Below are 14,743 nucleotides of genomic sequence, written 5' to 3' on the forward strand. Positions count from 1 at the left end.
GTACCATAAATCAGACAGTAATTTAACGCAGGTTCATGGTGGTCATACGTATTAAATGTTATTTTTACGAAATTATAGATTGAAATTAAAATTTCCGCGAAAGCGAATCCAAACATAGGATCATATTGCACAATAATAACTTCTATTTTGCGCTATGATCAAGTAATACATCAAGATATGGATACAACAACCATTAAATTTTCTCGCACAGACTCTGCTAAGTTCTTTAGAACTTTAAATAAACGTGTAAATTCTTACTTTAAAGATAACAACATTAAACGTACAGGTAATTGGAAACTCTACGTCAAAGCAATTTTTATGTTTGCTATTTACTTAGTCCCTTACTTTCTATTTCTTACGCTTGATATGCCTGGATGGTTACAATTACTCCTTACCATTTTAATGGGTGTTGGAATGGCTGGAATAGGTATGAATGTCATGCATGATGGGAATCACGGTTCTTTTTCTAGCAAAAAATGGGTCAATAAATTAATGGGTAGTAGTATTTATATTCTTGCTGGAAATGTATATAACTGGCAAGTACAACACAATGTACTCCACCATACCTATACTAATATTCACGGGCACGATGAAGATATGGAAGCTGGAAGAGTGCTACGTTTTTCTAAACATGGTAAGTGGCACTGGATGCACAAATTCCAGCATTATTATTCTATTTTCCTATACGGTCTTTTAACTTTTAACTGGGCACTCACGACAGATTTCTTCCAGATGAAAAGGTACATGAAACGTAAGTTATCCTACGGAAAATTACAAAGCCCTGTAAGACAATGGAGCACACTACTTATTACCAAAGCAATCTACTTAGGAATGTGGATTGTGATCCCACTTATTTTTATAGATCTTCCTTGGTGGAAAATACTTCTTGGCTTTTTTATAATGCACTACGTTGCTGGTGTTATCTTAAGTGTTATTTTTCAATTAGCACACATGGTAGAAGATGCACACATGCCATTGCCAGATGAGACAGGTACTATGAAAAACACTTGGGCAATACACCAATTATTTACTACTGTAAATTTTAGCACTAAAAATAGACTCATGAATTGGTTTTCTGGAGGGCTTAATCATCAGGTAGAGCATCATATTTTCCCACATATTAGTCATGTTCACTACACCAAAATTAGTAAGATAGTAAAAGAGACAGCCAAGGAATTTAACTTGCCTTACCATGAGTATAAAACTACTAGAAAGGCTCTTGTAGCTCATTTTAGTCACCTAAGAGAGATGGGGATGAAACCTGCGATGACTGCTTAATTATAATATAAAATTTATTAAAATATCAAACGCCAAATCCTCAAAGGATTTGGCGTTTTTAGTAACTTGCATTTTTAAATTAATAGACGACTAAACGACCGCTAAGCATGAACAAACTATCTACCCGCGTAACTGAAATGGCAACATCTGCAACCCTAGCTATGGCTGCAAAAGCAAGAGAATTAAGAGGAGAAGGTAAAGATATCATAGGCTTAAGTCTTGGTGAACCTGACTTTAATACTCCAGATTTTATTAAAGAGGCTGCTAAAGATGCTATAGATCAAAACTATAACTCGTACACTCCAGTAGATGGTTATGCAGAGCTTAAGGATGCTATTATTACAAAATTTAAACGTGACAATAACCTTTCCTATAAACCATCACAGATAGTAGTTTCTACAGGTGCTAAGCAATCGCTTGCAAATATTGCGCTTGTAATGCTCGATCCCGGTGACGAGGTGATACTTCCTTGTCCGTATTGGGTGAGCTATTCAGACATTGTAAAAATTGCAGAAGGCGTACCCGTAGAAGTACCTACTTCCATAGAGACAGACTTTAAAATGACACCAGAGCAGCTAGAAGCTGCCATCACCCCAAAGACAAAAATGCTTTGGTACTCCTCACCTTGTAATCCTTCTGGATCCATTTACAGCAAGGAGGAATTGAGGGCACTAGCAGATGTTCTTGTAAAGTATCCTAATATTGTTGTTGTAAGTGATGAGATATACGAGCATATCAATTATGTGGGAGCTCATGCTAGTATGGCACAATTTCCAGATATGTACGACCGTACAGTTACCGTAAATGGCGTTTCAAAAGCTTTTGCTATGACGGGATGGAGAGTAGGTTATATAGGCGGTCCAGAATATATTGCCCGAGCTTGTAATAAAATGCAAGGGCAAATTACAAGCGGTACTAACTGTATTGCACAACGCGCAGTAATTACAGCGCTAGAAGCTCCAGTAAGTAAAATCAAATACATGATAGATGAGTTTAAAAATAGGCGTAAGCTTATTTTAGACTTGCTTTCAGAGATCCCTGGTTTTAAATGCAATGAACCAGAAGGTGCTTTTTACGTATTCCCAGATGTTTCTGAGTTTTTTGGAAAAACATTTGGCGGTAAGAAAATTGAAAATGCAACAGACTTCTCACTGTATATACTAGAGGCTGCAAATGTAGCAACGGTGACTGGAGCTGCTTTTGGAGAGCCAGATTGTATCCGTATCTCATACGCCGCAAGTACAGAGAGTATCAAAGAAGCAATACAACGTATTAAAGAAGCTGTTTCTTAATTCGTTGTAGTTTTTAAATACTTCAATGCCCTATTTCAAAAAGAATAGGGCATTTTATTTTATAAGTTTTAGAACTACAAATTCCATAGACAAGTGTCAAATTGTATCTTAGTAGCTTAAATCTGCGAGGGTTGCTACTTCTTTTGAGTACGCTTTCGCGAAAGCGTAACACTATGAAATTTAAATATTACACCTTACTTCTGGCAATAACATTCATTGCCTGTAAAAGTGAGAACACTGCTACGACCGAGAAGGAAGTAGTAAATGAAACGTCAATGGAATTTAATTCCATGCTTGATGAGTATTATGAGGAGGGGTTAAAATTAAATCCGCTTAATGCCACTATGTCTGGTGACAATCGCTATAACGATAAATTTCCAGATGTACTCTCAGATGAGTATAAGGAAGAGCTTACTGCCTATTACAATAGATATCGTAAGGCAGTGATGCGTTTTGATGATGCAAATCTCACGGATACGGAGCAAATGAGTAAAGAAGTATTACTCTGGGATATTGACGTGAATCTAGAGGGAATGAAGTTTAAAAAAGACCTCACTCCTATTGATCAAATGTGGTCCCCACATCTTATGTTTGGTCAGCTTGCAAGTGGTGCTAGTGCTCAACCTTTTAAAACGCTAGAGGATTACCGCAACTGGCAACTTCGAGTAGATGAGTATTTGGTATGGCTTAACAGTGCAGAAGAAAATATGCGCAAGGGAATGGAAGAAGGCTATGTGCTTCCTAAATCTCTTATTAAGAAGGTGATCCCTCAAATGGACGCAATGACTACAGCAGATGTAGAGAACCATTTATTCTACACACCTGTGACTAATTTTCCAGAAGGCATTTCTGAGGAGGACCAAGAAATACTACGCACGGATTATAAAAATATGATTGAAGGAAAAATCATCCCTGCCTACACGAAGTTGAGCAACTTTTTAAAAGATGAATACCTAGCGGCAGGTCGTGACAGTTCTGGATACAGTGATTTACCACAAGGATCTGAGTATTATGATTATGCAATTAAATACTATACCACTACAAACATGACTGCAGATGAGATTCATCAGCTTGGACTAAGTGAAGTGGCTCGCATTCGTAAAGAAATGGAAAAAGTAAAAGAACAAGTGGGCTTTAAAGGGGACTTAAAAGCATTTTTTGACGATGTACGTACAAATAAGGAATTGATGCCTTATAGCACTCCAGAAGAGATTATTGCCAACTTTGAGGCGATGCATGAAACTATCAAGCCTCAAGTAGATGAGCTATTTAGCGTACAGCCTAAAACGGCTTTTGAGGTAAGACGCACAGAAGAGTTTCGTGAAAAATCTGCAAGTGCAGAGTACAACCCAGGATCCTTAGACGGAACCCGTCCAGGTATATTTTACACGCCAATACCTGATGCTAAAACCTATAATGTATATTCAGATGAATCACTGTTTTTACACGAGGCGATACCAGGACACCACTTTCAAATATCGCTTACTCAAGAAAGTGAAACCTTACCGCAGTTTAGAAAAACACTTTGGTATAGCGCATACGGTGAAGGATGGGCTCTTTATACGGAATCTCTAGGGAAGGAACTTGGACTTTACACAGATCCATACCAATATTTTGGAACACTTGGCGCAGAGATGCACCGTGCCGTAAGATTAGTGGTAGATACGGGTATACACACTAAAGGGTGGTCCCGTGAAAAAGCTATTGCTTACTGCCTTGAAAATGAAGCCGAAAGTGAGGCAGGTATCACCTCAGAAATTGAGCGTTATATGGCCATGCCCGGACAAGCGCTCTCTTATAAAATAGGACAATTAAAAATACGAGAATTGCGTGAACGTGCTACCCAAGAACTGGGCGATAAATTTGACATTCGTGAGTTTCATAAAGAAGTATTAGAAACAGGGTGTATCCCACTTGCACTTTTAGAATCAAAAATTGATAATTGGATCGCTAGTGCAAAATAACAAGCCTAACAGTTGCTTTTAATTACTGACAGCTTTATGATAAAAGCCTTTTAGAGCACTATTGTATTCTAAAAGGCTTTTTATGTAATACCGCTTTCGCGAAAGCGTAAACTTATATTACATCGCACTATAGCTGAGATAAATCTATAGGTTGCGACTTTTAAAGAATAAATACTATGAAAAAAAAGATTGTACTTCTAGGTTCTGGTGAGCTAGGAAAAGAGTTTGTTATTGCAGCCCAACGATTAGGACAAACTGTAGTAGCAGTAGATAGTTATGATGATGCTCCAGCAATGCAAGTGGCTCATCACCGTGAAATTATTAATATGCTAGATGGTGATGCTCTAGATAGAATTATAGAAAAGCACGAACCGGATTATATTGTTCCTGAGATAGAAGCTATCCGTACAGAGCGATTTTACACTTACGAAAAGCAAGGAATAACTGTTATTCCAAGTGCTAAAGCAGCAAACTACACAATGAATAGGAAGGCTATTCGAGATCTTGCCGCAAATGACTTAGGTCTTAAAACTGCTCATTATACCTATGCAACTTCAAGTGAGGAACTACAGAAAGCAGTGGATGAGATAGGAATGCCTTGTGTGGTAAAACCATTAATGTCTTCTAGTGGAAAAGGTCAAAGTACCATAAGAAAAACAGAGGACATCGATAAAGCCTGGCAATACTCTCAAGAAGGCTCCCGTGGAGATGTAGCTGAAGTTATCGTCGAAGCATTTATTGACTTCAATTATGAAATTACACTACTCACAGTAACACAACGTGATGGAAAAACGCTCTTTTGCCCACCTATAGGACATAGACAGGAAGGAGGTGATTACCAAGAAAGCTGGCAACCAGCAGCCATGGAGTCTGTACACCTTCAAACTGCCCAGGTCATGGCAGATAAGGTAACACAAGCTTTAGGCGGTGCTGGACTTTGGGGAGTAGAGTTTTTTATAGCAGATACAGGTGTATATTTCTCTGAGCTTTCACCTAGACCACATGACACCGGGATGGTAACGCTTGCAAACACACAAAATTTTAATGAGTTTGAACTCCACTTAAGAGCTGTATTAGGATTACCCATAAAAAAAATTACACAAGAACGTATAGGGGCCAGTGCGGTAATATTAGCTACAGAACATTCTGACAACCCAACATTTACTGGTATTGAAGAGCTTGCAGAGGCCGAAAAAAGTGATTTCAGATTATTCGGCAAACCAAGTTCACGCCCCGATCGTAGGATGGGCGTTGTGGTTACTTATGATCATGTAGATGGTGATGTAAAGGCAACTGTAGCGAGCGCAAAACAGCTAGCTTCAAAGATTAAAATAAACTCTTAATCTCTTACTAGAGGAAGTGTACTGCACCTGAGTAGCCCTTCTTGCTTGGCTATTTCTGCATAAGGCACTTCCTCTACGGTCATTCCTTGGTTGCGAAGCCAGGTATTAAGTCTAGTAAAATTACGTTCTGATATTACAACTTCAGGAGAAATACTAAATATGTTTGAATTCATTTGAAACATTTCTTCTGAAGTAATATCAAAAATGTTCTCCTTACCATAATGATTCACAAGCCAATCATATTCGCTTTCCTGTAAAAAGCCATTTTTATGTAAGATAGCCTTTCCATTACCTACTGGCTGGAAACAGCAATCTAAATGCAGTGCATTTGTATAAGGGTCTGTATTAGATTTGCGCAAATCAAAAGACTTCACCTTTTTGTTTGGGAATAAATCTTGAATCATCCCAACGGCAAGCATATTTGTTCTGGCAATAATATAATCTGGATAATCTTCACCTCTATAGGTGCCTATAAAAATGTGATCATCTGCTAACATGACATCACCTCCTTCTATGTGAGCCTCTTCTGGCAACCTAAATACATTGGTAGAAGGTATCTGTTTAATGACATGCTGTATTGCTTCTATTTCATCTTCCCTATCTGGGAGAATATTCGCTTTAAAAAACTTATCGTCAATCACGAAACCAATATCTCTAGTAAAGATTTGATTCATATCTTTTACCAGTTCAGGTCTAAAAACTTCTACACCGTATTTATCAAATACCTGAGCCACAGCCTCCATTTCCTTTACCATATCCTCTTCTACTGGATAGGTTCCAGCTTTTATGTGCAAAGCACTTTTAGGATCGTAAGCTTCTTCTAGACTTGGCGTAGGACCATTACTGTTTGCAGTCCCTAGTATAACCGCTCTTAAGCGTGATGTTTCGTTATTTACGTTGAGTTTAAGCATAATGTGAAATTACAAATTACTAAATTTTAAACCTTAAATTGAAAAGAAAAAAAGTGCTCAATTGTATAGTTATTTAATAGGTATCCACACCTCTTCTTGAGCGGTGGGATCGTCTGGACCTGGGTAGTTTGGGGGTAAATATTCAAAATGTGGACCATCAGCCAGTGTGTAGCTTGAGATTGGTAACCACTGACCATAAATATAATTTGCAAAAACTCCAAAATTATTGGCAGTACCTACATAGTTAAATACAGCCCATTTACTTCTTGGTATTACAAACTGCTTTAAACCCACAGGAATATCTTCTCCACTATTTACTTCTACACCAGCCCAACGAATAAATATTGTTGTTGGTAAAAAAGGGTCTCGTAAAAAATCATGGTGGTATTGCTGTATATTATAGCTACCATCAGTTTTTTGACCTTTAATAGATTTTTTTAAAGAATGAAATGTATGCCATAATTCTTGAGATTTATTCTCTTTTAAGCATGTTTTTATGGATAGTCCTGCAATAACCTTGACCGCTTCCGTAACAATTTTTGGTTCTTGATAAATACGATTCTTCATAATAGAATATCAATATTAAAAATTTAATCTCGGCAAAATGGCTCATAAAAAAAGCGAGCTTAATAGCTCGCTTCTATAATATTGATTGAATTATCTTTCAGAAACCTCTTTAAAATCTCTATAAGTCTCTCCCGTATACACTTGACGAGGTCTTCCTATAGGCTCTTTATTTAAACGCATTTCCCTCCATTGTGCGATCCAACCTGGAAGTCTACCTACAGCAAACATTACTGTAAACATTTCTACTGGAATGTCCAGTGCTCTGTATATGATACCAGAATAGAAATCTACATTAGGATATAATTTTCGATCTACGAAATATGGATCTTCTAATGCTTCTTTTTCAAGTCCTTTTGCAATATCCAAAACAGGATCTTCTATACCTAATTGTTTTAGAACATCATCTGCAGCAACTTTGATGATCTTTGCACGCGGATCAAAATTCTTATAGACTCTGTGTCCAAAGCCCATTAAACGAAAAGGATCTTCTTTGTCCTTGGCTTTAGCCATATATTTTTTTGTGTCGCCACCATCTGTTTTAATTGCCTCAAGCATTTCTATAACAGCTTGATTTGCTCCACCATGAAGTGGCCCCCACAAAGCAGAAATACCTGCAGATATAGATGCAAACAATCCAGCGTGAGCTGAACCTACCATACGTACCGTAGACGTAGAACAGTTTTGCTCGTGGTCTGCATGTAATATTAATAGCTTATCAATAGCTTCAATGATTTCTTTATCTACTTTATACTCCCCATTAGGTCTAGCAAACATCATCTTGTGGAAATTCTCCACATATCCAAGTGAGTTATCACCGTAATCTAGCGGCTGACTTTTTTTCTTACGCATTGCCCATGCCGCTAATACTGGAAATTTTGCTAAAAGCTTAACAATGGTATTATACATATCCTCCTCAGATTCAACGTTTACAGAAGAAGGATTAAAAGCTATTAGAGCAGACGTAAGCGCACTTAATACTCCCATGGGATGTGCAGATTTTGGAAAACCATCTAAGATTTTCTTCATATCCTCATCAACATGAGATTCTGCTTTAATATCAGTATCAAATTTCTCTAACTGTTCTTTTGTAGGCAACTCTCCAAAAATTAACAAATAAGCTGTCTCAAGAAAATTTGCCTTCTCTGCAAGATCTTCAATAGCATAACCGCGATACCTTAAAATACCTTTTTCGCCATCTAAAAAAGTGATTGCACTTTCACAAGATCCAGTATTTTTAAAACCCGGATCAATGGTAGTTACACCACCTGTAACTCCTCTTAAGGTTTTAATATCGATTGCTCTTTCTTGCTCAGACCCTGTAGTGATTGGAAACTCATAGCTTTTTCCGTCTATGTTTAGCGTCGCTTTATCTGTCATGTATGATTATAATTATATTTGGTAAGTACTTTTTTTCAAGAAATGCTAAATTACAAAAAAAGACTCGTCTTTTCTGGAGATATACCGTGATAGTTGGTTAAATAATCATTAAAATAACTTGTCTATTCCTAGAAGTCTAAAAAGCTGATTATTTTAGCTTTTCAATTGTGCAGAATCAATTACTAAGTGTAAAAATGAAATTACAAGAATAGAGAGTATTCTCCATAATTCTTAAATTAAAAAGAGCGGACCTATAGCTTAAAAGCCAAATTGCCCGCCCTTTACCCAACTTAAAATTGTATTTGCTTGTTCATTCACTAACTTTGCAACTATCTAGCCGGATGTAATACTTTTTAATCAAATATTATTTAAGATCAAATAAACTTAAGTAGCATATAGTACGTAATAAAACTTATGTAAATGCTTTTTGTTTAACAACAGCAATGTACGTACTTTTTATCGTTAGTAAAAAACAAATTGGTAGGTTTTTTCCTACATTTATAAAAATTTAAATCTAAACTAAATAAAAATTACATTCGCATACATTATTGATAATAAATCTAAATTAATCTCAAAAAAAAAGAGCAATTTAGAAAATTGCTCTTTTAGGTATGTTATAATTTCATTACTTAATTTTAAAGGCATTCATTGCTGGAAAAAAAGCAACATCAGCCAACATTTCCTCAATACGAAGTAATTGATTGTATTTTGCCATACGATCAGATCTTGATGCTGAACCTGTTTTGATTTGGCCTGTGTTAAGAGCTACAGCAAGATCTGCAATTGTATGATCTTCCGTTTCTCCAGATCTATGAGACATTACAGATGTATATCCAGCATTATGCGCCATATTTACAGCAGCTATTGTTTCAGTGAGTGTGCCTATTTGATTTACTTTGATCAAAATTGAATTGGCTATACCTTCTTGAATTCCTCTTGAAAGTCTGTCAACGTTAGTCACAAACAAATCATCGCCTACCAATTGCACATTTGCTCCTATTTTATCTGTTAGGTATTTCCATCCTTTCCAATCATTTTCATCCATTCCATCTTCTATAGAAATGATTGGATATGTTTCTGATAATTCTGCAAGGTAATCTGCTTGCTCTTCGCTTGTGCGGACTTTGCCAGTAGTACCTTCAAATTTTGAATAATTATAATTACCATCTTCATAAAACTCTGCAGCAGCACAATCTAATGCAATCATAATTTCATCACCCCAAGAATATCCAGCATTCTCAACAGCAAGCTTGATGCTATCAAGTGCATCTTCAGTACCATCAAGAGCAGGTGCAAACCCACCTTCATCTCCTACAGCTGTGCTAAGACCTCTGTCATGTAATACTATTTTTAAATGGTGAAATATTTCTGTCCCCATCTGTAAAGCTTGACTAAAGCTTTTAGCTTTTACTGGCATTACCATGAACTCTTGAAACGCTATAGGTGCATCACTATGTGAACCTCCATTGATAATATTCATCATCGGCACTGGAAGTGTATTCGCACTCACACCTCCTATATATCTGTACAAGGGCATACTAAGTTCAGCAGCGGCAGCTTTAGCGCAAGCTAAAGAAACACCAAGTATAGCATTTGCTCCTAAATTCGATTTATTAGGAGTACCATCAAGATCAATCATTAATTGATCTATTGCGTTCTGTTCAAATACGGAAACTCCTAATAATTCTGGAGCGATTATTTTATTTACATTCTCTACAGCTTTAAGAACCCCTTTACCCATAAAATCATTACCTCCGTCTCTCAACTCTACTGCTTCATGTTCTCCAGTAGAGGCTCCTGATGGCACAGCTGCTCTTCCCATTACTCCTAGCTCTGTAAAAACATCTACTTCAACTGTTGGATTTCCTCTAGAATCAAATATCTGTCTAGCGTGAATTTCAATTATAATACTCATTATTGTGTATATTTTAGTTGTGTAAAAATACTATTTTGTTCACTATAAAAATTTATGTCTATATTATATTAGCGACAACGATTGCGATATATCTATAGGATCTTTACTAAAATTAAGATATATCAAAAGTAAAAATCCCTATCAAATTGATAGGGATTTTTATTACACTGTGACTTTTTTTATATTTTCAATAAATTGATCAAAAAGGTATGTCGCATCATTAGGGCCTGGGCTCGCCTCTGGATGGTATTGTACAGAAAAACAATTCTTACCTTTTATTTTAATACCTGCAACTGTGTCATCGTTAAGATGATAATGAGTTATCTCTACATCTGGATGAGCAGCAGCCTCCTCCTTGTTTATAGCAAATCCGTGATTTTGAGAAGTAATTTCCCCTTTTCCCGTAACTACATTTTTTATAGGATGATTTATCCCTCTGTGTCCGTTATGCATTTTATAGGTTGAAATACCTTTTGCAAGGGCAATCACTTGATGACCTAAGCAGATACCAAAAAGAGGCTCATCTGCATTAATAATATCTTTTGCCACTTGTATTGCATTGGTAAGTGGCTCTGGATCTCCTGGTCCGTTGGACAAAAAATATCCGTCTGGATTCCATGATTTCATTTCCTCGTAAGAGGTATCGTAAGGAAAAACTTTTATGTAAACATCTCTTTTTGCAAGGTTACGAAGGATATTACGCTTTATTCCTATATCTAGAGCAGCAACCTTTATTGAAGCATTTTCATCCCCAAAAAAATAAGGTTCTTTAGTAGAAACTTTTGAGGCGAGTTCAAGACCTGCCATATTTGGGATTTTTTTCAATTTTTCTTTTAAACCTTGAATATTATCTACATCTGTAGATATGACAGCATTCATAGCGCCATTATCTCTTATGTGTGCAACTAATGCTCTCGTATCTACATCAGATATTGCAAAGAGATTACTACTATCTAAAAATGATTCAAGTGATTCCTCAGCATCTTTTCTAGACATCGTGTAACTAAAATTTCTACAGATGAGTCCAGAAATTTTAACGGTATCTGATTCTGTCTCGTCATTGGTTGCACCATAATTACCTATATGAGCATTTGTAGTTACCATTAACTGTCCAAAATAAGAAGGGTCTGTAAAGATCTCTTGATATCCTGTCATTCCAGTATTAAAACAAACTTCTCCAAAAGAAGTTGCTTCTTTATTTCCCACAGATTTTCCGTGAAAAATAGTTCCATCGGCAAGAAGAATGATTGCTGGACGTCTTGTTTGATATTTCATAAATTTACATTTTTAGATGTATTAGGAGCAATACAAAAATAATTAAAATTCAATATGCCTAAAAGGCTTCTTAATATTTACTAGCCATAAAAAAAGGGATTTGACAATTGTCAAATCCCTTTTTTATGTTACGACTATGTAATCATTTTTACTCTTCTTCGTTTGAAGCTTTAGTTTCAGTAGCAACAGGCTTAGCGTCTGCTTTCTTACCACCTCTACGAGTAGTTTTCTTCTTAGCAGGCTTACCAGCATTGTAAAGTTCGTTATAATCAACAAGCTCAATCATTGCCATGTCTGCATTATCTCCAAGACGGTTACCCAACTTGATGATACGCGTATATCCACCTGGACGATCACCTATCTTAGCAGCTACATCTCTAAACAGTTCTGTTACTGCTTCCTTCTGACGGAGCTTAGCAAATACTAAACGACGATTATGAGTTGTGTCCTCCTTAGATTTTGTAATCATAGGCTCTACAAACTGCTTTAAAGCTTTAGCTTTTGCAACCGTAGTGTTTATTCTCTTGTGTTCAATAAGAGAACAAGCCATGTTTGCAAGCATAGACTTTCTATGAGCAGTCTTTCTTCCTAAGTGATTTACTTTCTTTCCGTGTCTCATTGTGAGTTATTTTAACATCATCTTGCTCAATCTACCTCGTGTAGAGAGCAAAATATGACGAATTTAATTTTATGATTTGTACGCTTTCGCGAAAGCGTACTAGTCTTTATCTAATTTATATTTTGCTAAATCCATTCCAAAGCTGAGGCCTTTAACATTTACAAGCTCTTCAAGCTCAGTAAGTGACTTTTTACCAAAGTTTCTAAATTTCATTAAATCATTTTTATTGTAAGAAACAAGATCTCCCAATGTTTCAACCTCTGCAGCTTTCAAACAATTAAGCGCTCGTACAGACAGGTCCATATCGATAAGCTTAGTTTTAAGCAACTGACGCATATGTAATGATTCCTCATCATACGTCTCAGTTTGTGCAATCTCATCTGCCTCTAATGTTATACGCTCATCAGAGAATAGCATAAAGTGGTGGATAAGTGTTTTAGCAGCTTCAGTAAGAGCTTCTTTAGGATGAATTGATCCATCTGTGATGATTTCAAAAACTAATTTTTCGTAATCAGTCTTTTGTTCAACACGATAGTTTTCAATACTGTATTTTACATTACGTATTGGAGTATATATAGAATCGGTAAAGATTGTTCCAAGAGGTGCATTAGATTTTTTATTTTCTTCTGCTGGTACATAACCACGACCTTTTTCGATAGTAATTTCCATATTGAGATTTACTTTCTTGTCCATGTTTGCTATTACCATATCTGGATTAAGCACCTGGAATCCTGAAATAAATTTCTGGAAATCTCCTGCTGTTAATTGATCTACTCCAGAAAGAGAGATTGTAACAGTTTCATTATCTATTTCTTCTATTTGTCTCTTAAAACGTACTTGCTTAAGATTAAGGATGATTTCTGTTACATCCTCTACTACTCCAGCGAGAGTAGAAAACTCGTGGTCTACACCTTCCATACGTACAGAAGTAATTGCAAAACCTTCTAGAGAAGATAGCAATACTCGACGCAATGCGTTTCCTACGGTTAATCCGTAACCTGGTTCTAAAGGTCTAAACTCAAATTTACCTTCAAAATCAGTAGAGTCAATCATAATGACTTTATCAGGCTTCTGGAAATTTAATATTGCCATATCGGTTTTCTAGCTTTAGTGGTTATTTATTACTTAGAGTACAGCTCGACGATGAACTGTGTATTGATATTTTCAGGTATTTGAAGACGTTGCGGTACTGCAACAAATGTTCCCTCTTTTTTATCATTGTTCCAAGTGATCCACTCGTAAACGTGATTTGCATTTTGCAAAGAGTTTGTAACTACTTCAAGTGATTTAGATTTTTCGCGTACTGCGATCACATCACCAGGTTTAACTTGAAAAGAAGGTATGTTAACAATGTTCCCGTTAACAGTAATATGACGGTGTCCAACTAATTGACGCGCTCCGCTTCTAGATGGAGAAATCCCCATTCTATATACTACATTATCTAAGCGGCTTTCACAAAGTTGTAATAAAACCTCTCCAGTAATTCCAGGAGCACGGTTTGCTTTGTCATACATGTTTCTAAATTGACGCTCAAGGATACCATATGTATACTTTGCTTTTTGCTTTTCAGCTAATTGTACAGCGTATTCAGATTTTTTTCCTCTTCGTCTGTTGTTTCCGTGTTGCCCTGGAGGGTAATTTCTTTTTTCAAAAGATTTGTCTTCTCCGAAGATTGCTTCGCTAAATTTACGAGCTATCTTAGTTTTGGGACCAGTATATCTTGCCATTTTAAATGTTTGTTGTGAGGGTGGTTAGAAATTAAGGTCAATCCTTTGCAAACCGTTCTCCCTCGATATATTAAATAAATTATTAAACGCGACGTCTTTTTGGAGGACGACATCCATTGTGTGGCATTGGAGTGATATCTATGATTTCTGTCACTTCAATTCCGCTATTATGTACAGCACGTATCGCAGACTCACGTCCGTTACCCGGTCCTTTAACATATACTTTCACTTTACGAAGACCCGCTTCGTGAGCCACTTTTGCACAATCTTCTGCAGCTGTTTGAGCAGCATATGGAGTGTTCTTTTTAGAACCTCTAAAGCCCATTTTACCAGCAGATGACCAAGAGATTACATCTCCTTTCTTATTCGTTAACGATACGATGATGTTGTTAAAAGAAGCAGTGATATGAGCCTCTCCTGTTGATTCAACAACAACTTTACGTTTTTTTGCAGTTTGCTTTGCCATTATGACTTA

Annotated in this window: 13 protein-coding genes; 4 read left to right on the forward strand and 9 right to left on the reverse strand. The window is 36.5% G+C overall.

Translation table 11 applies throughout. The annotated features are described in order from the left end of the window. Positions 1-177: 177 nt before the first annotated feature. From OD90_RS05750 to purT, 4 genes are all read left to right on the forward strand, one after another. Complete coding sequence (locus OD90_RS05750) at positions 178-1,278, forward strand: fatty acid desaturase family protein (RefSeq protein ID WP_144667875.1); 1,101 nt, start codon at positions 178-180, stop codon at positions 1,276-1,278. Between the two features lie 107 nt (positions 1,279-1,385). Then, positions 1,386-2,570, forward strand: a complete 1,185-nt coding sequence (locus OD90_RS05755) for a pyridoxal phosphate-dependent aminotransferase (protein ID WP_144667878.1) — start codon at positions 1,386-1,388, stop codon at positions 2,568-2,570. A gap of 173 nt (positions 2,571-2,743) precedes the next feature. After that, on the forward strand, positions 2,744-4,534 hold the full coding sequence (locus tag OD90_RS05760; RefSeq protein WP_144667881.1) for a DUF885 domain-containing protein: 1,791 nt from the start codon (positions 2,744-2,746) through the stop codon (positions 4,532-4,534). Between the two features lie 176 nt (positions 4,535-4,710). Next, the gene (gene purT / locus OD90_RS05765; RefSeq protein ID WP_144667885.1) at positions 4,711-5,877 is read left to right on the forward strand and encodes a formate-dependent phosphoribosylglycinamide formyltransferase; all 1,167 of its coding nucleotides are present in this window, start codon (positions 4,711-4,713) and stop codon (positions 5,875-5,877) included. On the opposite strand, the gene OD90_RS05770 is transcribed toward purT, so the two are convergent. From OD90_RS05770 to rpsK, 9 genes are all read right to left on the reverse strand, one after another. Next, positions 5,874-6,788, reverse strand: a complete 915-nt coding sequence (locus OD90_RS05770; RefSeq protein WP_144667888.1) for a dimethylarginine dimethylaminohydrolase family protein — start codon at positions 6,786-6,788, stop codon at positions 5,874-5,876. The genes purT and OD90_RS05770 overlap by 4 nt on opposite strands. Before the next feature lie 69 nt (positions 6,789-6,857). Further along, positions 6,858-7,355 (reverse strand): GyrI-like domain-containing protein, encoded by a 498-nt coding sequence (locus OD90_RS05775; protein ID WP_144667891.1) that lies wholly within the window; start codon positions 7,353-7,355, stop codon positions 6,858-6,860. 90 nt (positions 7,356-7,445) lie between these two features. Next, positions 7,446-8,732, reverse strand: a complete 1,287-nt coding sequence (locus OD90_RS05780; protein WP_144667894.1) for a citrate synthase — start codon at positions 8,730-8,732, stop codon at positions 7,446-7,448. Positions 8,733-9,357: 625 nt separating this feature from the next. Further along, positions 9,358-10,647, reverse strand: a complete 1,290-nt coding sequence (gene eno / locus OD90_RS05785) for a phosphopyruvate hydratase (RefSeq protein ID WP_144667897.1) — start codon at positions 10,645-10,647, stop codon at positions 9,358-9,360. A gap of 162 nt (positions 10,648-10,809) precedes the next feature. Continuing rightward, positions 10,810-11,922 (reverse strand): glutamine-hydrolyzing carbamoyl-phosphate synthase small subunit, encoded by a 1,113-nt coding sequence (carA, locus tag OD90_RS05790; RefSeq protein ID WP_144667900.1) that lies wholly within the window; start codon positions 11,920-11,922, stop codon positions 10,810-10,812. 148 nt (positions 11,923-12,070) lie between these two features. After that, the gene (gene rplQ, locus OD90_RS05795) at positions 12,071-12,541 is read right to left on the reverse strand and encodes a 50S ribosomal protein L17 (RefSeq protein WP_144667903.1); all 471 of its coding nucleotides are present in this window, start codon (positions 12,539-12,541) and stop codon (positions 12,071-12,073) included. Between the two features lie 99 nt (positions 12,542-12,640). Next, positions 12,641-13,633, reverse strand: a complete 993-nt coding sequence (locus OD90_RS05800; RefSeq protein WP_144667906.1) for a DNA-directed RNA polymerase subunit alpha — start codon at positions 13,631-13,633, stop codon at positions 12,641-12,643. A 29-nt stretch (positions 13,634-13,662) separates the two neighbouring features. Beyond that, positions 13,663-14,268, reverse strand: coding sequence for a 30S ribosomal protein S4 (gene rpsD, locus OD90_RS05805; protein ID WP_144667909.1), 606 nt, complete (start codon positions 14,266-14,268; stop codon positions 13,663-13,665). 82 nt (positions 14,269-14,350) lie between these two features. After that, positions 14,351-14,734: a 30S ribosomal protein S11 gene (gene rpsK, locus OD90_RS05810; RefSeq protein ID WP_144667912.1), complete on the reverse strand. Its 384-nt coding sequence runs from the start codon at positions 14,732-14,734 to the stop codon at positions 14,351-14,353. Positions 14,735-14,743: the final 9 nt, after the last annotated feature.

Origin of the sequence: Dokdonia sp. Hel_I_53 (assembly GCF_007827465.1) — a bacterium.
In the GTDB taxonomy this organism is placed as follows: domain Bacteria; phylum Bacteroidota; class Bacteroidia; order Flavobacteriales; family Flavobacteriaceae; genus Dokdonia.